17 protein-coding genes are annotated in these 22,572 nt (G+C 41.8%); 3 read left to right on the top strand and 14 right to left on the bottom strand.

Annotated elements, in window-relative coordinates; all coding sequences use genetic code 11:
- Positions 1-153 precede the first annotated feature (153 nt).
- Entirely contained in the window at positions 154-1,041 is an 888-nt protein-coding gene (locus NKF87_RS06285; RefSeq protein WP_144101486.1) for a LysR family transcriptional regulator, read from the top strand.
- 77 nt (positions 1,042-1,118) lie between these two features.
- Here NKF87_RS06285 and NKF87_RS06280 read toward each other — a convergent pair whose 3' ends face one another.
- From NKF87_RS06280 to der, 3 genes are read right to left on the bottom strand one after another with little or no spacing between them, the layout of a single operon-like run.
- Entirely contained in the window at positions 1,119-2,132 is a 1,014-nt protein-coding gene (locus NKF87_RS06280) for an NAD(P)H-dependent glycerol-3-phosphate dehydrogenase (RefSeq protein WP_243013663.1), read from the bottom strand.
- A gap of 33 nt (positions 2,133-2,165) precedes the next feature.
- A complete protein-coding gene (plsY, locus tag NKF87_RS06275; RefSeq protein WP_253584253.1) occupies positions 2,166-2,819 on the bottom strand; it encodes a glycerol-3-phosphate 1-O-acyltransferase PlsY in 654 nt (217 codons plus the stop codon).
- A 2-nt stretch (positions 2,820-2,821) separates the two neighbouring features.
- The gene (der, locus tag NKF87_RS06270) at positions 2,822-4,150 is read right to left on the bottom strand and encodes a ribosome biogenesis GTPase Der (RefSeq protein WP_028086296.1); all 1,329 of its coding nucleotides are present in this window, start codon (positions 4,148-4,150) and stop codon (positions 2,822-2,824) included.
- A gap of 160 nt (positions 4,151-4,310) precedes the next feature.
- Here der and NKF87_RS06265 point away from each other — a divergent pair, with 160 nt between their 5' ends.
- Positions 4,311-5,486: a ribose-phosphate pyrophosphokinase gene (locus tag NKF87_RS06265; RefSeq protein ID WP_028086295.1), complete on the top strand. Its 1,176-nt coding sequence runs from the start codon at positions 4,311-4,313 to the stop codon at positions 5,484-5,486.
- Positions 5,487-5,548: 62 nt separating this feature from the next.
- On the opposite strand, the gene NKF87_RS06260 is transcribed toward NKF87_RS06265, so the two are convergent.
- The 11 genes from NKF87_RS06260 to NKF87_RS06210 form a co-directional block, all read right to left on the bottom strand.
- Positions 5,549-6,997, bottom strand: a complete 1,449-nt coding sequence (locus NKF87_RS06260) for a polysaccharide deacetylase family protein (RefSeq protein ID WP_253584251.1) — start codon at positions 6,995-6,997, stop codon at positions 5,549-5,551.
- 137 nt (positions 6,998-7,134) lie between these two features.
- Complete coding sequence (locus tag NKF87_RS06255) at positions 7,135-8,298, bottom strand: phosphoglycerate dehydrogenase (RefSeq protein WP_138377269.1); 1,164 nt, start codon at positions 8,296-8,298, stop codon at positions 7,135-7,137.
- Between the two features lie 2 nt (positions 8,299-8,300).
- A complete protein-coding gene (gene serC, locus NKF87_RS06250) occupies positions 8,301-9,383 on the bottom strand; it encodes a 3-phosphoserine/phosphohydroxythreonine transaminase (protein ID WP_215720756.1) in 1,083 nt (360 codons plus the stop codon).
- Between the two features lie 36 nt (positions 9,384-9,419).
- Positions 9,420-11,105, bottom strand: a complete 1,686-nt coding sequence (gene ilvB, locus NKF87_RS06245) for a biosynthetic-type acetolactate synthase large subunit (RefSeq protein ID WP_253584249.1) — start codon at positions 11,103-11,105, stop codon at positions 9,420-9,422.
- A gap of 25 nt (positions 11,106-11,130) precedes the next feature.
- Positions 11,131-12,804 carry a dihydroxy-acid dehydratase gene (gene ilvD / locus NKF87_RS06240; RefSeq protein WP_028086290.1) on the bottom strand — a complete coding sequence of 558 codons (1,674 nt, stop codon included), beginning with the start codon at positions 12,802-12,804 and terminating at the stop codon, positions 11,131-11,133.
- 57 nt (positions 12,805-12,861) lie between these two features.
- Positions 12,862-13,947: a 3-isopropylmalate dehydrogenase gene (gene leuB / locus NKF87_RS06235; protein ID WP_028086289.1), complete on the bottom strand. Its 1,086-nt coding sequence runs from the start codon at positions 13,945-13,947 to the stop codon at positions 12,862-12,864.
- 206 nt (positions 13,948-14,153) lie between these two features.
- On the bottom strand, positions 14,154-14,894 hold the full coding sequence (gene pflA, locus NKF87_RS06230; protein WP_055284769.1) for a pyruvate formate-lyase-activating protein: 741 nt from the start codon (positions 14,892-14,894) through the stop codon (positions 14,154-14,156).
- Positions 14,895-15,074: 180 nt separating this feature from the next.
- Positions 15,075-17,327, bottom strand: a complete 2,253-nt coding sequence (pflB, locus tag NKF87_RS06225) for a formate C-acetyltransferase (RefSeq protein ID WP_028086287.1) — start codon at positions 17,325-17,327, stop codon at positions 15,075-15,077.
- A 273-nt stretch (positions 17,328-17,600) separates the two neighbouring features.
- Positions 17,601-17,909, bottom strand: coding sequence for a preprotein translocase subunit YajC (gene yajC / locus NKF87_RS06220; RefSeq protein ID WP_022416065.1), 309 nt, complete (start codon positions 17,907-17,909; stop codon positions 17,601-17,603).
- Between the two features lie 90 nt (positions 17,910-17,999).
- The gene (gene tgt, locus NKF87_RS06215) at positions 18,000-19,133 is read right to left on the bottom strand and encodes a tRNA guanosine(34) transglycosylase Tgt (RefSeq protein WP_055284765.1); all 1,134 of its coding nucleotides are present in this window, start codon (positions 19,131-19,133) and stop codon (positions 18,000-18,002) included.
- Positions 19,134-19,150: 17 nt separating this feature from the next.
- Entirely contained in the window at positions 19,151-20,722 is a 1,572-nt protein-coding gene (locus NKF87_RS06210; RefSeq protein WP_253584247.1) for a L,D-transpeptidase family protein, read from the bottom strand.
- Positions 20,723-20,935: 213 nt separating this feature from the next.
- On the opposite strand from NKF87_RS06210, the gene aroC reads away from it, so the two are divergent.
- Positions 20,936-22,039 (top strand): chorismate synthase, encoded by a 1,104-nt coding sequence (gene aroC / locus NKF87_RS06205; protein WP_253584245.1) that lies wholly within the window; start codon positions 20,936-20,938, stop codon positions 22,037-22,039.
- The last annotated feature ends 533 nt before the right edge of the window (positions 22,040-22,572 follow it).

Here is a 22,572-nt window from a genome sequence, read left to right as displayed (position 1 = left end):
TATTTGCTATGGTTTGATTATATATCCTTGTTAAATAAAAAACAAATTGGTTATTCTATTATAATTTATAGATTTTATTCATAGTTTTTCCACTCCGTTCATGATAAGATATAAACATATATAAATATAACAAAAGAAAGGGGGACCGGCTTTATGAATCTGTATCATCTAAGATATTTTGCCACGTTGGCACATCTGGAGCATTACACAAAAGCCGCTGAAATTCTTTCCATCACTCAGCCAAGCCTGAGTCATGCGATCGCATCTCTTGAAAAAGAACTGGGGGTAAAACTTTTTGAGAAAGAGGGCCGGAATGTAGTCCTTACAAAATGCGGGCAGGCCTTTCTCATTGATGTGGAACAGGCTCTGGATATGATCGATTCCAGTGTTAACAAGCTTCAGATGACAGGTCGTGGTGAAGGTCGTATCGACATCGTGGAACTGCGCACTCTAAGCAGTACTGTGGTTCCCGGTTTCGTAAAAGGATTCCTGGATTCTACGCCGGACAAAAAGATTGACTTCTATTTTCATAGTTCTACAGGTCTTACTTCTGATATGATCCAGGGGTTAAAAGACCGAAAATATGACATTGCATTTTGCTCTATGATGGACAATGAACCGCTGATCGAATTCATACCTGTCGCAAAACAGGAACTGGTATTGATCGTGCCAAAAGGACATCCTCTTGAAGAACGCAGCTCTATTGATCTGAAAGATACACTTTCTTATCCGCATATTGCTTTTTCCAAACGAAGCGGCTTAAGATATGTTATTGACAAATTGTTTCATAAATGTGGAGGTTACCCGCAGATTGCTTACTCCATGGAAGAAGATCAGGGCGTTGCAGGTCTTGTCGGTGCAGGTTTTGGTATTGCAGTTGTTCCAAAGATGCCCATTCTTTCTTATATGCCGGTATCTATTATCGAAATAGAAAAACCTTCGTGGGAAAGACTCTTTTATATGGCTACTTTAAAAAATGTCTATCAGGCACCTGTCATCATGGATTTCAAAAAGTATGTAATAGAACATGCGGATCTTTAAAAAATAACAGAGAGGAAAGATTTTTAACAATCTTTCCTCTCTGTTATTTTTATATCATATTGCAAAACTGACTCTTTTTATTCTTCCCATGGAAGAGCCATATGTTCCGCTTTTCCAACACGCAGCATCAGTTCATTTACCGCTTCTTTCGGACTTTTGTCCTCAAACAGCACCTTATTTACTTCTTCAATAATCGGAAGTGATACCTGATATTTCTTTCCAAGCTTCGCTGCTGCCTTTGCAGAATATACACCTTCCACTACCATCTTAACTTCATCCATAGCTTCCTGCATCGTTCTGCCCTGTCCCATCAGATATCCGGCCTTGCGGTTACGGCTGTGTACACTTGCACAGGTTACAATAAGATCTCCGATACCGGCCAGACCACCAAAAGTCTCAGCCGCTCCTCCCATCTTCACACCAAGTCTTGATATCTCGGCAATTCCACGGGTGATCAATGCAGCCTTGGTATTATCTCCATATCCCATTCCGTCTGCAACCCCGGCTGCAAGTGCAATAACATTCTTAAGCGATCCGCCAAGTTCAATTCCCAGAATATCCGGACTGATATATACGCGGAATACTTCATTCATAAAAAGCTGCTGTAAATACTTTGCAGTTGTCTCTGTATGTGCTCCGATACAGACCGTTGTAGGAAGACCTCTTCCTACTTCTTCGGCATGACTTGGTCCTGAAAGAACCGCTACATCTGCCTGCGGTATCTCCTCTTCGATCTGCTGAGACAGTGTCATCAGGGTGTCTTCTTCTATTCCTTTTGCTACATCCACTAAAATCTGTCCGCCTTTTACATATGCGTTCATCTTTTTCGCAGTATTTCTCACATGAATAGACGGTACTGCAAGTACAACTACGTCCTTTCCTTCTACCGCCTCTTTCAGATCCGCAGTAAAAAAAATCTCATTTGGAATCTTTACTCCCGGAAGCTTACTTACATGTTCTCTTTTCTCACTCAGCGTGCGCACTTCTTCTTCCTTATATGACCATACCGTCACATCATGTCCATTTTTACATAATAGTAATGCCAGTGCTGTTCCCCAGCTTCCGGCTCCGATCACACTTACGTTTGCCATAGCCTGTCCTTTCTTTTTATCTGTCATCCCTGACTATTTTTTATCCTTTCCGCCAACACTGATCTTATTCTCTGTGCCGCTTAAAAGTCTCTTAATATTCGCTCTGTGTCTCCAGAATGCCAGTATCATTAGAAACGCTGCTACACCATACATCTCATGCAGATAGGATACATTCTCCACACCAAATCCACCGTGCTGACCATATACGATTACACTGATCAGATAGATTGTAACAACCGTCATGGAACCAAGAGATACATATTTGGTTGCCGCAACAATTGCAATAAATGCTGCAAGACAGATCAGTACGATCCATATATTCGTAGTACTGATGATCAGACCTGCTGTCGCTGCTATACCTTTTCCGCCTTTGAATTTCAGATAGAATGGATAATTATGTCCGAGGACTGCTCCCATTCCGGCATACATGGAAAGTAAAGGCATCATATCTGTATGTGTCTTTCCATAGATCAGATGTACGACAACCACTGCCGCTACGCATTTAAAGCAGTCTCCAAGCAGTGTGACCGCTCCTGCTTTCCAACCCATAGTACGAAGTGCATTCGTTGTTCCTGCATTTCCGCTCCCCTTTTTTCTAAGGTCAACGCCATTCTTTTTTCCATATATGTATCCGGTCTGTATCAGACCAAACACATATCCGACAAGTACACATATCAACCGTTCCATGATTACTGATCCTTTTCCTTTCTTTCCCTGATAAAGAATTTCAAAGCTGTACCACGGAATCCAAATGCCTCCCGGATCTTATTCTCCAGATATCTAGTATAAGAAAAATGCATCAGTTCTTTATTATTTACAAAAATCACAAATGATGGCGGTTTTACCGCTACCTGTGTAATGTAATACAGTTTGAGTCTCTTTCCTTTGTCTGAAGGTGGCTGCTGCATTGCAACAGCTTCTGTCATGATCTCATTCAGAACACCTGTTGCGACACGCAGTGTCTGGTTCTCAATGACCATATCAATCATATCATATAGCTTGTTCAGGCGCTGTCCCGTCTCTGCCGATACATACATGATCTCTGCATACGGCATAAAAGAAAGCACACGGCGTACATTATTCTCGTACTCTTTCATAGTCTTGTCATTCTTTTCAATGGCATCCCATTTATTTACAACAATAATGATACCTTTCCCTCTTTCATGTGCGATACCGGCAATCTTCGCATCCTGTTCCGTTACACCTTCCGTCGCATCGATTACTACCAGAACGACATCTGCCCGTTCCACTGCAGTTACCGTACGGATGATACTGTAGCGCTCCAGTTCTTCTTTTATCTTGCTCTTTCGTCTCAGCCCTGCAGTATCAATAAACACATAATCTTTTCCATTATATTTCACATTGGTATCAATAGCATCTCTAGTTGTTCCTGCTATATCTGATACGATCACACGCTGCTTTCCGGTCAGTTTGTTGATGATTGAAGATTTTCCTACATTTGGTTTTCCTACAATCGCCACTCTCGGACGCTCGTCCTCTTTCTCTTCAGCTTCATGTTCCGGGAAATGTGCGATCACAGCATCTAACATGTCACCGATACCAAGTCTGGAAGCTGCAGATACCGGCACAGGATCACCAATCCCCAGATTATAGAATTCGTATACATCCGGCATAAACTTCTCAAAACTGTCTACTTTATTCACTGCCAGAACGACTGGTTTGCCTGATCTGCGGAGCATATCCGCAACTTTTGAATCGGCATCTACAAGTCCCTGTCTGACATCCGTAATGAAAATGATCACATCTGCAGTATCAATAGCAATCTGTGCCTGTTCTCTCATCTGTGCAAGAATGATATCTTTGCTCTCCGGCTCAATACCACCGGTATCGATCATAGTAAATTCTTTGTCCAGCCATGTGACATCTGCATAGATACGGTCTCTTGTTACTCCGGGCGTATCTTTGACGATTGAAATCATCTCTCCCGCCAGTACATTAAAAAGGGTTGACTTCCCTACATTCGGTCTTCCCACAATAGCAACTACTGGTTTACTCATCTTAACTCTCCTCTATATTTCATTCTATATTTGTCTCTTAACGATACTATTATACATTACCTTTGTCAAATAGTCCAATCAGTAGTTGACCTTTTTATAGAAAAAGTGATATAAATAATTAGGAGTAACTTAATATATAAAATACACAGGAGTTTTTATTATGCCAAATATCAAATTAATGGAAAGCGGACTTCCTGTTGCGCCATTAAAAATCGGTGCTTTGGAATCATGCCGCGAACTTGGTGAAAAAGTAAATGATTACATTGTACAATTCAGGAAAAGCACAATGGACAAGAACACAGATTCACCATTATATTATAATTACCTGCGTGACAATTATCTGATCGATTGTCCGTGTCCACGTTTTGGAAGTGGCGAAGCAAAAGGACTTCTTACAGAATCTATCCGCGGAACAGATCTGTTCCTTATGGTAGATGTCTGTAACCACAGCCTTACTTATTCTGTAAACGGCCATCTGAATCATATGTCACCGGATGATCATTTTCAGGACTTAAAGAGAATCATTGCTGCCGCCAATGGAAAAGCGCACCGTGTCAATGTGTTAATGCCTTTCCTCTATGAAAGCCGTCAGCACAAACGTACCAAACGTGAATCTTTAGACAGTGCCCTTGCACTTCAGGAACTGATCGATATGGGTGTGTCTAATATATTTACATTTGATGCCCATGATCCACGTGTACAGAATTCTATTCCTCTCCACGGATTTGACAGCTTTAACCCACCGTATCAATTTATGAAAGCATTATTAAAAGCGGAGCCGGATCTTAAAGTTGACAAGGAACATCTGATGATCATCAGCCCGGATGAGGGAGCTATGCAGCGTGCTGTATACTTTTCTAACGTTATGGGTGTTAATATGGGTATGTTCTACAAACGCCGTGACTATTCAACTATTGTAAACGGAAAGAATCCGATTGTTGCACATGAATTCTTAGGTGAACATCTGGATGGAAAAGATGCGATCATCATTGACGACATGATTTCTTCCGGTGAAAGTATGCTGGATGTTGCAAAACAGATTAAAGCCCGCGGAGCAAACCGGGTATTTGTCTGCACCACATTCGGACTCTTTACCGATGGTTTTGAAAAATTTGATGATTATTATGAAAAAGGTTACATCGACCGCGTGATCACTACTAATCTCACTTATCTTCCTGCCGAAGCAAAGGAAAAGCCTTATTTCCTGATCGCAGATATGAGTAAGTTTATCGCACTGATCATCGATTCTATGAACCATGATATCAGCATCGGAAAGGTTATGGATCCTACAGAAAAGATTCACCGTCTGTTAGCAAAACATAATACTTCGTTATAAACGAACCTAAAAACAGGATCAACTTTTACCGGTTGATCCTGTTTTATAATAGATATATCAAATTATTTTTTACTTGTACTTACAAAATCACTGTAAGCAGTTCCGTTTTCCAAGGTCTTGTTTTTTGCCGCTGCCATTTCTGAAACGGTTACGAGCTGATAGCCCTCTTCTTCCAGTTTTGGAATCAGCTGAAGCGCCGCATCTACTGTCTGTGTGTGAATATCATGCATCAGTATGATATCTCCGTCTTTCAAATTACGCATAACCTCGTCAATTGTGCTCTGTGTATTTCTCGTCTTCCAGTCCAGTGTATCCACATTCCAGAGGATCATCGGCATACCTACGCTTGATTTCACTGTATCATTAATTGCACCATACGGAGGCCTTAATACAGTAGCCGGACTTCCACAGATATTCTTGATATTTTCATTCGTATCATTGACCTCTTTGGCTATTGCTTCTGCATCAATCTTCGTCAGTTGCTGGTGATCATAGGAATGGTTTCCAAGTTCATTTCCATCTTTCAACATCTGCTTTATGGCATCCGGATAGGATTTTACATTTTTTCCGAGCATAAAAAATGTAGCATGTGCATTATATTTTTTCAACTGATCCAGAATCTCTGATGTTCTTGGTCCGGGTCCATCATCAAATGTAAGTGCCACCATCGGTTTTCCCGGATCTATCTCTGTTTTTTCTTTCGAGAGCAATTCTCCCGACTCGCTGAATTTACATTTCTCAAGTCCGAGCTTCAGCTCTCCTGTTGCCGCAATTCCTTTTGAATCAAAATAATACTCTTTTCCGTCAATGGTCTGCCAGCCGCTCAGTGCCTTTCCGTCATCACTCAGATATGCTCTTCCGTCATCCGTTGTAATCCATCCGGACTTCTGCATGATTCCTTTTTCATCAAAACAATATAACGCATTCTCAATGGTCTGCCAGCCGGTCACTTTATTTCCATCTGCATCAAAATAATATGTATTTCCCTTCGACACCACGAAATCTGATGTTACATAAGTTCCATCGTATTTTTTAAATTTATTACCATTCCATACACCGATTGGATTCTTCACGGTACAGGTTCCGTTCCTGATTGTTACCTGCGCCTTTTTCTTCCATGCTCCATTCAGTTCTTTTTTAATCTTCTCTGACAGTTTTGCTGTAATCACATAAGTTCCTTCTATATTCGAATCAGCTTTACTGGAAATGGTAATATCTTTTCCTTTTTGCAGATCTTTTGCAAAGTCCTCAGCAGTATATGTCTTTGTAAGCTTGTTCTTATCTTTGTCCTGTATCTTTACATCTGCCGTATACGACGGAAGTGCTGTTCCCTGCGTAACCTCAATATCAGCGACCTGTATCGTAATCTGTGCCGGTTTTCTTAGCATTTCACGTATGACCGGTATTGCCACAGCGATCAGGCATATGACAAAAAGAGTAAGACCCACACGAATGTTTCTTACTCTTCTCCTATATTTCTTACGTCTTGATCGAATCCCTGTATTGTCCATTCCCTGTATCCCCCGGATTTCATAAGTTCTGTTTATCAGAGATGAAGATATCTTCACTGCATCTCTTTCATTAATAGGATACTCTAATTCGACATATTTCGCAATTAAGGGATTCTTACAAATTTATTAAGTTTTATTTAACATATAACACGTACACGTAACACTTCACCGATCTGTTTCAGTTCTTCCACAACACCTTCCGGCACTTCGGAATCTACATCGATCATTGTATACGCATATTTCCCCTTGCTCTTATTCGTAAGGTCTGCAATATTCATATTATCTTTTGCAAGAACAGCGGAAATCTGACCGATCATATTCGGTACATTGTGATGTAATACAAGAATACGTGTCTTATCTCCTCTCAGCCCCATATCACAATCCGGATAGTTCACCGAATGTCTGATATTACCGTTTTCCAGATAATCCATCACTTCTTTCACTGCCATCTTTGCACAGTTATCTTCAGATTCTTCCGTAGATGCTCCGAGATGAGGAATTACAATCGCTCCCTTTACACCTGCAATCTCAGGTGTCGGGAAATCTGTAACATAATGCTTTACTTTACCGGCAACAAGTGCATCTACCATTGCTTCGGAATCCACCAGCACATCTCTTGCAAAGTTCAGAACGATCACACCTTCCTTCATAAGGCTCAGGGCATCTTTTCCGATCATTCCCTTTGTGCTGTCAAGTGCCGGCACGTGAACGGTAATGTAATCACAGTTTTCATAGATTTCATCTACATTTGTTGTATGATGAATACTTCTGGAAAGTCTCCATGCAGAATCTACCGACACATATGGATCGTATCCGTATACATCCATGCCAAGATGTGTTGCAGCATTTGCCACAAGCACACCGATTGCTCCAAGACCGATAACTCCAAGTTTCTTTCCCTGCAATTCCTGTCCCGCAAATGCTTTTTTCGCCTTTTCTGCATCTTTGGCTATGTTTCCATCCTCTTCATTCTCCTGCACCCAGTTGATGCCGCCAATGATATCTCTGGATGCCAGCAGCATACCGGCAATCACCAGTTCTTTTACTCCATTTGCATTAGCTCCCGGTGTATTAAATACAACAATTCCCTGTTCCGCACATTTCTCAAGCGGGATATTATTCACACCTGCACCGGCTCTTGCAATTGCTTTCAGATCTGTTGCAAATTCCATTTCGTGCATTGCCGCACTTCTTACCAGGATCGCATCAGCCGTCTCCGGTGTGCTTACAGGTGCATAGTCTTTTGTAAATTCATCCAGTCCTACCTGTGAAATTGGATTCAGATTATGATACTTATACATGATTACAGATTCTCCTTTTCAAATGCTTTCATAAATTCCACGAGTTTTTCCACTCCTTCAACCGGCATCGCATTGTAGATACTTGCACGCATACCTCCGACACTTCTGTGTCCTTTCAGATTTTCAAATCCGGCTTCTTTCGCTTCTTTTACAAATTTTGCATCCAGCTCTTTATTACCTGTTATAAATGGAACATTCATAAGTGAACGGTCTTTTGGAACAACTGTACCTTTGAATAATTTACTTTCATCCAGGTAATCATAGAGAATCTTTGCCTTCTTTTCATTACGCTTTTTGATTGCTTCCAGACCACCCTGCTTTTTCAGCCATTTGAATACTTTCCCGCAGATATAGATTCCATATGCCGGCGGTGTATTGTATAAAGATCCGGCATCTGCATGTGTCTTATATTTCAGCATGGTCGGTGTACCATCTAATACATCATCTGTAATCAGGTCTTCACGTATAATTGCGATCACCACACCCGCCGGTCCTACATTTTTCTGAACTCCTCCATAGATCACGCCATATTTTGACACATCTACCGGTTCAGACAGAAAGCAGGATGACACATCTGCCACCAGTGTCTTCCCTTTTGTATCCGGAAGTTCTTTGAACTTTGTACCATAAATCGTATTATTCTCGCAGATGTATACATAATCTGCATCTTCAGAGATTTCAAGATCCGAGCAGTCCGGAATATAAGAAAATGTCTTATCTTCGGAAGATGCGACTACATGAACCTCTCCGTATTTTTCTGCTTCTTTGGCTGCCTTTTTCGCCCATTGTCCGGTTACGATATAGTCAGCCACTTTATTTTTCATCAGATTCATAGGAATCATGGCAAATTGCTGAGATGCGCCGCCCTGCAGGAATAATACCTTATAATTATCCGGAATCTGCATCAGATCACGGATATCAGCTTCTGCAGTCTCAATAATCTCCTGGAACACCGATGAGCGGTGACTCATTTCCATAACCGACATTCCACAGCCTTTATAATCTAACATCTCTGCTGCTGCCTCTTTTAATACTTCTTCCGGCAATACAGCCGGACCTGCTGAAAAATTGTACACTCTGCTCATTGTTGTTCCTCCACTTTCCTTTACTTTTTGCTTCTTTTATTCTGCATTTTTTGTTTTCAGGTCTTTCTCATCAAAAGCTTCACTGATCGGGGCACCTGGGGCAACCATCGGCCATACTTTGTCATCGCTGTCAATCTGACAGTCAATCACTACCGGATGACCGCTCTTTAATGCCTTTGCAAATGCTTCTTTAAATTCTTCCCTTGTCGATGCACGTACTCCTTCTGCTCCCATAGCTTCTGCAAGTTTTACGAAATCTACTGCATCATTGAGCACAGTTGCCGAGTAGCGCTGTTCATAAAACAGATTTTGCCACTGGCGCACCATACCAAGTACATGGTTATTGATCACTACCTGAATTATCGGGATATTATGGCGTGTTGCGGTAGCAATCTCATTCATATTCATACGGAAACATCCGTCTCCTGCAATATTGACTACCGTCTTTTCCGGTCTTCCGACCTTCGCTCCAAGTGAAGCACCAAGACCATATCCCATCGTTCCAAGCCCTCCTGATGTAAGAAATGTTCTTGGTTCTGTATATTTATAATATTGCGCCGCCCACATCTGATGCTGTCCGACTTCCGTAGAAATGATTGCTTCGCCATTTGTCTGACGGTAAATTTCTTCCACTATGAACGGACCACTGAGTACATCCGGATGATATGTCATTGGATACTTCTCTTTATAAGAAATGATCTTCTCTATCCATTCCTTATGATTCTGCTGTTCCAGGCGTTCATTCATCTTCTGAAGAACGACTTTCAGATCACCGACTACCCCTTCTGTAATCAGGATGTTTTTATTCATCTCCGCTGCGTCTACGTCAAACTGCAGGATTTTTGCATCCTTGGCAAATTTCTTAGCATTTCCTGTCACACGGTCACTGAATCTTGCTCCTGTTACAATCAGAAGATCACATTCACTGACTCCGTAATTGGATGTTTTTGTGCCATGCATTCCAAGCATTCCGGTATACAGCGGATCCGTTCCCGGGAATGCACCTTTTCCCATCAGGGAATCGGTAACCGGTGCGTCTACCTTCTTTACAAATTCATATAATTCCTTGCTGGCTCCTGATAATATTGCCCCGCCGCCAACAAATATATATGGTCTTTCCGACTCCCTGATCATGCGAACTGCACTTTCCAGATCTTCTTCGCAGATATCTTCGGACGGTTTTACAATCTCTGGTTCCCGTGATATAAATTCTGCTTTATTAGCTGTTACATCCTTTGGAATATCGATCAGAACCGGACCTGGCCTTCCTTCTTTAGCGATCACAAATGCCTTGCGGATTGTATCCGCCAGGTTATTGACATCCTTTACAATATAATTATGCTTTGTGATCGGCATCGTAACACCTGCTATATCGATCTCCTGGAAACTGTCTTTTCCCAGAAGTGCTACTCCTACATTGCAGGTAATTGCAACCACCGGAATGGAATCCATGTATGCGGTTGCAATCCCAGTTACAAGGTTCGTTGCACCTGGTCCGCTGGTTGCAAGACATACACCGACTTTTCCTGTTGCTCTTGCATATCCGTCCGCCGCATGAGCAGCACCCTGTTCGTGTGATGTAAGAATATGTTTAATCTCATCTTTATGCTTATATAATTCATCGTATACGTTCAAAATCGCTCCGCCAGGATAACCGAATACGGTATCCACTCCCTGCTCTTTCAAACATTCGATTACAATTTGTGATCCTGTTAACTGCATACCATTCATTCCCCTGTCATAATTTTTATTTTGCTTTTGGAACTTCAAGGATTGCGCCTCTGTTTCCGGAAGTAACCATTGCCGCATATCTTGCAAGATATCCGGTTGTAACCTTTGGCTCTCTTGGAGTCCAGTTTTCCTTTCTCTTAGCCAGTTCTTCATCCGATACATCCAGATGAATAGAAAGATTCGGAATATCAATCTGGATCAGGTCTCCCTCCTCTACCAGTGCGATTGGTCCGCCGACAGCAGCTTCCGGAGATACATGCCCGATAGATGCTCCTCTTGATGCTCCACTGAAACGTCCGTCTGTGATCAACGCCACACTCGATCCAAGCCCCATACCTGCGATTGCAGATGTAGGATTTAACATCTCGCGCATTCCCGGACCTCCCTTTGGTCCCTCGTAACGGATAACAACAACATCACCGGCTACAATCTTACCACCTTTGATTGCTGCAATTGCATCTTCCTCACAGTCAAATACTCTTGCAGGTCCTTCGTGTACCAGCATCTCATCTACGACTGCCGAACGCTTTACAACACTTCCATCCGGTGCAAGATTGCCTTTTAACACTGCAAGCCCGCCTGTTGGTGTATATGGATTGTCAATCGGACGGATAACCTCTGGATCTTTGTTCACTACTCCTTCAATATTCTCTCCTACTGTCTTTCCTGTAACTGTCATACATTCTGTATGAAGGAGTCCCTTCTTATTCAGTTCTGCCATAACTGCATAGACACCACCTGCTTCATTCAGGTCTTCCATATAAGTAGGACCTGCCGGTGCAAGGTGACAGAGATTTGGTGTCTTTTCACTGATTCCATTTGCGAAATCAATCTCAAAATCCATTCCCACTTCATGTGCGATTGCCGGAAGATGAAGCATACTGTTTGTAGAGCATCCAAGTGCCATATCAACAGTAAGTGCATTCAGAATAGCTTCTTTTGTCATAATATCTCTTGGGCGGATATTCTTCTCAAGAAGTTCCATGACTTTCATACCTGCATGTTTTGCAAGACGGATTCTTTCTGAATATACTGCCGGGATTGTTCCGTTTCCGCGAAGTCCCATACCAAGTACCTCTGTCAGACAGTTCATGCTGTTTGCTGTGTACATACCCGAACATGATCCGCATGTAGGACATACTTTATTCTCGAATTCACACAGGTCTGCATCTGACATTGTTCCGGCCGCATTCGCTCCTACCGCCTCAAACATACTGGAAAGACTTCTCTTCTGTCCTTTTACATGTCCTGCAAGCATCGGTCCGCCACTGACAAATACAGTCGGTACATTAATTCTTGCTGCAGCCATCAGAAGTCCCGGTACATTCTTATCACAGTTCGGGATCATAACTAACGCATCAAACTGATGTGCCATCGCCATTGCTTCTGTAGAATCTGCGATCAGGTCTCTGGTTACCAGAGAATACTTCATTCCGATATGTCCCATTGCTATTCCGTCACAAACTGCAATTGCAGGAAACATGATCGGTGTACCACCTGCCATGGCAACTCCCTGTTTTACTGCATTCGCAATTTTATCCAGGTTCATATGCCCCGGCACGATTTCATTATAAGAACATACGATGCCGACCAATGGTCTGTTCATCTCTTCTTCCGTCAGTCCAAGTGCATTGAACAATGAACGGTGAGGTGCCTGCTGTTTTCCTTTTGTTACTGTATCACTTCTCATTTTTATCCTCCTGTTTTCTTTCTGTCAAATACTTCTTATCTATATATAATTCTATAATTAACGAATGTTTTCTGAAATCAGATCGCCCATCTCTTCTGTTCCAATCTGTGTCTTTCCTTCTGACATAATATCAATCGTACGGTATCCGTCTTTTAACACCTTTGCAACAGCTGCTTCGATTGCATCTGCTTCTTTATCAAGATCAAAGCTGAAACGCAACATCATTGCTGCAGAAAGGATAGTTGCGATTGGATTGGCAATTCCTTTTCCTGCTATATCCGGTGCCGATCCGCCGCTCGGCTCATACAAACCGAATTTTGTCTCATTTAAGCTGGCACTTGCAAGCATTCCGATAGATCCGGTCACCATACTTGCTTCATCGGAAAGAATATCTCCAAACATATTCTCTGTAAGAATGACATCAAACTGTTTTGGATCTTTTACAAGCTGCATTGCACAGTTGTCTACCAGCATATTTTCCACTGCCACCTCCGGATAATCTTTTGCAACTTCTTCTACCACTTTTCTCCATAATCTTGAAGAATCCAGAACATTTGCCTTATCTACGCTAGTTACTTTTTTGCGTCGCTTCATTGCAATATCAAATCCCCGTTTTGCGATTCTTCGGATCTCCTCTTCATTATATGTAAGAGAATCTTTTGCTGTCATCACTCCGTCAATCTCTTCTGTCTTTCTCTCTCCAAAGTAAAGACCACCAGTCAGTTCTCTCATGATCATCATGTCGAACCCACCTTCTGTAATCTCTTCTTTCAACGGACATGCACCTTTTAATTCCTCATAAAGTACTGCAGGTCTTAAGTTTGCAAAAAGATTCAGGGCTTTTCTGATCTTCAAAAGTCCTGCTTCCGGTCTTTTAGACGGCTCTAACTTATACCACGGAGATGTCTTTGCATCTCCTCCGATGGAACCCATCAGAACTGCATCACATGCTTTTGCCTCTGCGATTGTCTCATCTGTAAGAGGCACTCCGTGAACATCAATGGATGCTCCCCCCATGAGTAACTGTGTATAATCACAAGTGTGTCCATATACTCCTGCAACTTTATCCAGAACTTTCATTGCCTCCGTTACGATCTCCGGACCAATTCCGTCTCCCTTAATCACACCAATTTTAAGATTCATCGTTCTTCTTCCTTCCTTCGGTAAAAATCTATAAAAATAATATTATCGTATTTTTATACATGTTTCAAGACTTTAATTGGTTAAATTGACAAATTGCTACATTTTACCTACTTAAAAAACGCTTTTTATAATATTTCTTGTACACTTTGATGATTGATTGCTATAAAAAAATGCGGAACACATTATTTCCATGTGTTCCACATTTTTTATGCATGATATTTTGCTGTTTCAAGAATCCGGTTCGCATTTTCCACCCGTTCTTGCGATGGTGGATCAATGCCCTCCAACTGATACGGAATCCCCAGTTCTTTCCATTTATATACACCAAGTGTATGATACGGAAGGACTTCTACTTTCTCCACATTATCTAACGTCTCAATAAAATCATGAAGTCTGTGCAGATATTCGTCTTTATCACTTCTTTCCGGGACCAGTACATGACGGATCCAGACTGGTTTTCCGGTCTCTGAAAGATATTCTGCCATATCAAGAATATTCTTATTCGTCTGACCGGTAAGGATCTTATGCTGCTCATCATCAATATGCTTGATATCCAGCATTACAAGATCTGTCACCTTCATAAGTTCCTGGAATTTACTGAAGAATGGCTCTTCTCTTGTGAATGGATTTCCACAGGTATCCAGTGTTGTGTTGATTCCTCTTTCTTTTGCTTTCTGGAACAACTCCAGCAGAAAATCGATCTGCAGAAGCGGTTCGCCCCCACTGACGGTAATACCGCCCTTACTTCCCCAGTAAGTGCGGTATTTCCAGGCTTTATCAATCAGTTCATCTGCTGTGTAGAGAGTCCCTGAATTCATGTTCCATGTGTCCGGGTTATGACAAAACTGGCAGCGCATAGCACAACCGGTCGTAAAGATCAGATAGCGGACACCTGGACCGTCAACGGAGCCGAAACTTTCCAGAGAATGAATATATCCTTTGGTCATAGCTTTGCTCCTTTTCTTATTTATTACATGTAATTCGCCATGTACTCCGCCATGCGCAGCTCGATTCCGCTTTGCTTCATCTCGCTGACGGCTGTCGCCGTATATCATCTGATCCAGATATCATAATTCAAGCAAGCTTGATTATAACATCTGTCTCATCTGATGCATGGCTCATAGCTTTTACATATGATCGTGGCAAGTTCTTGCGATAACGTCTAACTGCTGTTCGCGGGTCAGGTCGATGAACTTAACTGCGTATCCAGATACACGAATTGTGAAGTTAGCGTATTCTGGTTTTTCCGGATGCTCCATAGCATCAATAAGTTTATCTGTACCAAATACGTTAACATTCAGGTGATGTGCTCCCTGATCGAAGTATCCGTCCATTACACGTGCAAGATTTTCTTTACGCTCATCATCTGTATGTCCAAGTGCACTTGGGCTGATTGTCTGAGTATTAGAAATACCATCCAGTGCCAGCTCGTATGGAAGCTTAGCAACAGAGTTAAGGGATGCAAGAAGTCCGTTCTTTTCTGCACCGTAAGATGGGTTAGCACCTGGTGAAAGTGGCTCTCCTGCTTTTCTTCCGTCCGGAAGAGATCCTGTAGCCTTACCGTATACTACATTGGAAGTAATTGTAAGGATTGATGTTGTAGGTACAGAATTTCTGTATGTATGGCACTTATTCAGTTTGTGCATGAATGTCTTCAGAAGCCATACAGCCATGTCGTCTGCACGATCATCGTCGTTACCGTATCTTGGGAAATCTCCTTCGATCTCGAAATCTGTTGTGATTCCATCTTCATCACGGATAGCTTTTACTTTTGCGTATTTGATAGCGCAAAGTGAATCTACCACATGAGAGAATCCAGCGATACCTGTTGCAAATGAACGCTTAACGTCTGTATCAATCAATGCCATCTGAGCTGCTTCATAGTAATACTTGTCATGCATGTAGTGAATCATATTCAGTGTATCTACATACAGTTTGCTCAGCCATTCCATCATAGCATCATATTTTTCCATTACTTCATCGAAGTCAAGATATTCAGATGTGATTGGTCTGTAAGCAGGTGCAACCTGAATTTTATTCTTTTCATCAATACCACCGTTGATAGCGTATAACAGACACTTGGCAAGGTTTGCACGAGCTCCGAAGAACTGCATCTCTTTACCTGTCTCTGTAGCAGATACGCAGCAGCAGATTGAGTAATCATCGCCCCATACCGGACGCATAACATCATCATTTTCATACTGGATTGAGCTTGTCTCTACTGAGATCAGGGCTGCAAACTTCTTGAAGTTTTCAGGCAGTCTTGAAGAGTAAAGTACAGTAAGGTTTGGTTCTGGAGAAGGTCCCATGTTTTTCAGTGTGTGAAGGAAACGGTAATCATTCTTTGTTACCATAGAACGTCCGTCCTGTCCAAGTCCACCAACTTCCAGTGTTGCCCATGTCGGGTCTCCTGAGAACAGTTCGTTGTAAGATGGGATTCTTGCGAACTTAACCATACGGAATTTCATAACCATGTGGTCAATTAATTCCTGAGCTTCTTTTTCTGTAATCTTTCCAGCTTTTAAGTCTCTTTCAATATAGATATCAAGGAATGTAGAGATACGTCCAACACTCATTGCAGCTCCGTTCTGAGTCTTGATTGCTGCAAGATATCCGAAGTACAGCCACTGTGCTGCTTCATGAGCATCTTTCGCTGGCTGTGAAATGTCATAACCGTAAGCAGCTGCCATTTCTTTCATTTCTTTCAGAGCTTTGATCTGATCAGCAAGCTCTTCGCGGAGACGGAAATCTGTTCCTTTCATTCCGTGTCTTGCATAACGCTCAAAGTCATACTGTTTTCTTTCGATCAGGAAGTCGATACCATAAAGAGCTACTCGACGGTAATCACCAACGATACGTCCTCTTCCATATGTATCCGGAAGACCTGTGATGATCTTATTGTGTCTTGCTTTCTTCATTTCAGGTGTATAGATATCGAATACTCCCTGGTTGTGTGTTTTATGATATTTTGTAAAAATCTCGTGAAGCTTTTCGCTCGGCTGATAACCATAAGTTGTACAAGCCTGCTCAGCCATCTTAATTCCACCATATGGCATAAAAGCTCTCTTCAGAGGTTTGTCTGTCTGAAGACCAACGACCTTCTCAAGATCTTTTGTCTCTTCGCTAATGTATCCAGGTCCATATGCTGTAAGTCCGGATACTACTTCTGTCTCCATATCAAGAACGCCGCCTTTTGCACGCTCCTCTTTCTGAAGTTCCTGAAGTTTACCCCACAGAATATCTGTTGCTTCTGTTGGTCCTTCCAGGAAAGATTCGTCTCCTTCATAAGGTGTGTAGTTCTCCTGGATAAAGCTGCGAACATCTACAGAATTTACCCATTCTTTTCCTTTAAAACCAGCCCACTGCTCAAAATGTGCCATTTTTTGTTCCCCTTTCCTATCTTTCATTTTCTTCTGCGCCGTCAGTATAACATTTCGTGAAGAAAATATCAACCTTTATTCTGATAATCGTTTTCAATATCACGCTTGTATGCAATTTTATGCAATTTGTGTATATTTATATGAACAATGCACTGTTATTTTGTATTTATTCCAACACAATTTCACATATATGTACTATTTTGTTTTCTGATATTTCCGTGTACAAAAAGAAAAAAGAGAACCTGCACACAACAGATTCTCTACGTTCATCTTTTATTCTGCAGAAGCCTTTTCAACCTGTGCGATTGCTGCTTTCTGCATTGGAATACGGCAGTTCTTATTGCTTCCGAATTCTACGATCACATCTTCATCACTGATGTCAATAAGCACACCGTAAAATCCACTTGTTGTCAGTACTGTATCGCCAACTTCCATCTCGTTGATCATAGCCTGAACTCTTTTCTGCTCTTTTTTCTGAGGTCTCATAAAAATCATGTAGAATCCTCCGAAAATAACTGCATATACAACAATTAAAATAACCCAGCTTGTACCACTGGAGCTCTGTGCTGCTAATGAAAACATCTCTTTTCCTCCTACTTATCTTTAAACACTATTGCTATCATACACAAAAACCTCGCATTCAGCAAGGTTTTTTATGCTTTTTTCATTATTTTATTCATTCTTTCCTGTTACAGCAGCGATTTTTTGGGTTTTATACTCTTTGTAACAGTCATGATCAATTGCATCTCTGATTTCTTCCATCATTGTATTATAGAAATAAAGGTTATGAAGGACACACAGACGCATACCAAGCATCTCTTTTGCTTTTAGCAGATGTCTGATATATGCTCTCGAATAATTACGGCATGCCGGACACTGACATCCCTCTTCAATCGGTCTGGCATCCAGCTCAAATCTGGCGTTAAACAGATTCAGTTTCCCATGGTTTGTGTACACGTGTCCGTGTCTTCCGTTTCTGCTTGGATATACACAATCAAAGAAATCCACTCCCCTGTCGACTGCTTCCAGAATGTTTGCCGGAGTTCCGACTCCCATCAGATAAGTTGGTTTATTATCCGGAAGATGTGGAACAACCGCATCCAGAATGCGATACATCTCTTCATGCGATTCACCAACCGCCAGCCCGCCGACTGCATAACCATCCAGATCCAGTTTTGAGATTTCATCTGCATGTTTGATACGGATATCTTCATACACACCGCCCTGATTAATACCAAAAAGCATCTGATGCTTATTGATCGTATCCGGAAGTGCATTCAAACGTTCCATTTCTTTCTTGCAGCGCACCAGCCATCTTGTCGTACGCGCTACGGACTTTTCCATATAATCCCTGTCTGCAACGCTGGATGGACATTCATCAAATGCCATAGCGATCGTAGATGCAAGGTTTGACTGTATCTGCATACTCTCTTCCGGTCCCATGAAGATTTTTCTTCCATCAATATGCGAATTAAAATATACGCCTTCTTCTTTAATTCTGCGAAGCCCGGCAAGTGAAAACACCTGAAATCCACCCGAGTCGGTAAGAATCGGTTTGTCCCAGTTCATAAACTTGTGAAGTCCCCCCAGTTTCTTTACTACTTCATCTCCGGGACGCACATGTAAATGATATGTATTAGACAATTCCACCTGAGTCTTTATCTCCTGAAGATCTGAGGTTGCAACAGCACCTTTGATTGCCGCTGCAGTACCCACATTCATAAATACAGGTGTCTCAATGACCCCGTGTACTGTATGTAGTCTTCCCCTTTTTGCAAGACCATCTTTTTTTATTAATTCATACATGTTCTATTTCCTTTTCCCTAATTATGTACCACTACCGGTGTGCCTGCCGAAATCAGATCAAACAGCTTTGCTGCCATCTCCGGTGGCATATTTACACATCCGTGCGAACCATTTGTCAGATATCTGCTTCCACCAAAAGTCGGCTGCCATGATGCATCGTGGAATCCCACGCCTCCATTAAATGGCATCCAGTATTTTACCGGCGTTTCATATTCATATGTTCCGTCGGCTTTTTTCGTTCCCCTAAGAGTCTGATCCTTGGCTTTGTATGCCAGTGAATATACTCCTGTCGGAGTATCGTTTCCTTTATTGGGATTACCTGTTACTACATCTGTTTCCAGTGCAATCTGTCCGTCTTTTACATAATACATATGTTGTGTTGTCAGATTTACTTCTGCATAAGTATTTCCCACATCATTGCCCTCATGACTTGCAGCGCGGCTTGAATAATTCGGTTCTCTTGTTACTGTTTCTGCATTCTGAATATTCGCGATCAACGCATTATATTCTGCATTCTGGTCAATCTTCCAGCCGTAGCTTCCACCAGAAACAGTGACAGTGTTACCACTTGCGGATGTAAATGTTCTTTCTTTTCCTTTTGTATCGTATTTTGCCGCAAGTGACTGAATGTATTCTTTGACAGCGTTATCATCAAACGTAACATTCATATCATCATCTACCTTTACCCACTGGGATATCATTGACGAGTCCACCACTTCCGTGTTTGGTTTAAAATCATAAGTAACCATGGCTCCGAGATATTTATTCATTGCATCACAGGCCTCTGTCACTTTTTTTGATTCAGCAGTATATGACGGTTTTAAATAGCAGCCTTCTTTCGAAAGATCCAGCTCCGCATTCAATCCATCTACAGCAGTGATCACTTTTTCCCTGAATGTATCTGTATCAATCTTTGTCCCGTCAGTTTCCGGTATGACTACAAATTTATCATTCTGAAATTCCGGATGTGCATTAGCCGGTTCCGTCTGATTTTCTTCCTTCATACAATCCAGATTTGCAATCAGTGCTTTCAATGCACTTTCATCGTATTCAACACCTACTTTTGCTTCCATCTTTCTGGATTTCCAAAAAGCTTCCGGCCACAGAAACGGGTTCTGGCTCTTCACAAGTTTCTCAACCTGCTTTCCTTCCACATATTTCAAAGAAATATCCTGCCCGCTGATTTCTTCCGTTTTTCCTTCTGTTTCCTTCAAAGTAAGATTATAATCAGAAACCTGCTTCTCCAGATAAGCTTCCACTTGCTTTATACTTTTATTTGAGCAGTCCACTCCGTTTATTTCTGTATTTGCGAAAAAATGTGTGCTGTAAAATACCGCTGTTGCCACATATCCGATTGCTATAACTGCCACAATCAGCGAAAGGACAATCGCTACTTTATTGCTCATTTTCCGCTTTTTTCTTCTTGATTTTCTTTCTGCTTTTTTCTCTTTTTTCATTGCTTTCTTCGATTCATGCCGGTTATCTTCTCTGTCAATATCCTCAAATCCCTCATCTGCATACTCATCATCGTTCAGCATTTCTTTCATTATTTCTTCAATCTCATCTGACTGCATATCTTTTCTGCTCATTAATCTTAACTCCTCTATATGAATATTCTACTTCTATAAGATTCATGCTTTCTAATTATAATATGCATATATCAAAAAGTACAGTCTAATTCTTATTTTTTTACAGGATATTTTATACACATTTTATGATTGCGGCTTCATTTCTTTTTATATATAATACTTTATAGATTATTATATTCACGATGACTAATACATAATTAAGGAGACTATGATATGGCAGGATCAACTTTTGGAACTTTATTTACTATTACAACATGGGGGGAATCCCATGGTCCGGCACTCGGTGTTGTTGTCGATGGATGCCCGGCAGGCATTCCCCTTACCAGTGATTATATACAGACATTCCTTGACCGCAGGAAACCCGGACAAAGCAAATTCACCACAGCAAGAAAGGAATCCGATAGCGTAGAGATTCTTTCGGGTGTCTTTGAAGGATATACAACCGGAACACCGATTTCTCTTATCGTACGCAACACTGACCAGCGTTCTCATGATTACAGCAAGATCAAAGACTGTTACCGCCCCGGACATGCTGATTATACCTTCGACCAGAAATACGGAGTGCGTGACTATCGCGGTGGCGGACGTACTTCCGGGCGTGAAACCATCGGACGGGTTGCCGGCGGTGCAATTGCCTGCCGGATTCTTGAAGCACTCGGAATTCATCTTACCACTTACACCAAAGCTATCGGACCTTTTTCTATTCCTTCTGATGCATATGATTACTCTGCAATTAACGAGAACCAGCTTTATATGCCAAATCAGAAATATGCTGAACAGGCAAGTGCATATCTCGAATCCTGTATCAGAGAACAGGATTCTTCCGGTGGACTGATCGAATGCATGATTCACGGCATGCCATCCGGTATCGGTGAACCGGTATTTAACAAACTGGATGCCGCTCTTGCAAAAGCAGTCATGTCCATCGGTGCTGTAAAAGGTGTCGAAATCGGCGATGGATTTTCTGTCGTCTCTTCTAAAGGAAGTAAGAATAACGACTCATTCTTCGCTGAAAACGGGCAGATATCCAAACTGACCAATCACAGCGGCGGAATTCTCGGAGGTCTCAGTGACGGAAGCACGATCCTTTTACGTGCGGCCATAAAGCCTACTCCATCTATTTCCCAGCCGCAGAAAACAGTGAACACTAATGGTGAAAATATTAAAATTGAGATTTCCGGACGCCACGATCCAGTTATCGTTCCTCGTGCAGTTGTTGTGGTAGAATCCATGGCTGCCGTTACACTTGTAGATCTCCTGATGCAAAATATGAGTTCCCGGATTGAATATATGAAACAAGTGTATCTTGGGATTTAATTTATTAACGGGGAAGCGGCCTCTCAGTCCTTGAAGGAAACAATAGATAAGGCTTCTTGTTCAGGTTCCATACCATAAGAAACACTAAGAGAGTCAGAATCACCTAAAAGCAAAGGAACTACGCTCAAACTCGGCGTTCGCCTCAAACACGTTCGCTTCGTTCCTTTAACGGTGCTTCTGACTCTCTAACTGTTTCTAACGGCATTCCACATTCACAATAATCCTTATCTATTGCTTCCTTCAAGTCGTGACTGGCTGCGGATGCTAATAAATGAAATGCCCGGAAGTGTACCAGTGGAGGCCACTACGGTTACGCATTTGCCATTTAGTAAGGCATTTGATACCCACGGAATAAAAAGTAGGAAGCCGTTCCAGTGAATGTGAAGAAGGTGTTGGAAATAGTTAAGCGTCAAAATTATGCGTTGGGTTTTCGAAATTTGCCTGTTTGAGCCGAATGGCGAGTTGCAAATTTCGGAAGCCCGTTTTTAGCATAATTTTGACGCTTTAGTATTTCCCACCGACGGAACCTGAAC

The organism is Dorea longicatena, assembly GCF_024168045.1.
In the GTDB taxonomy this organism is placed as follows: Bacteria; Bacillota; Clostridia; order Lachnospirales; family Lachnospiraceae; genus Dorea_A.
The sequence above is the reverse complement of the archived record's forward strand: the minus strand, read 5'-3'. Positions and strand labels throughout refer to the sequence as shown.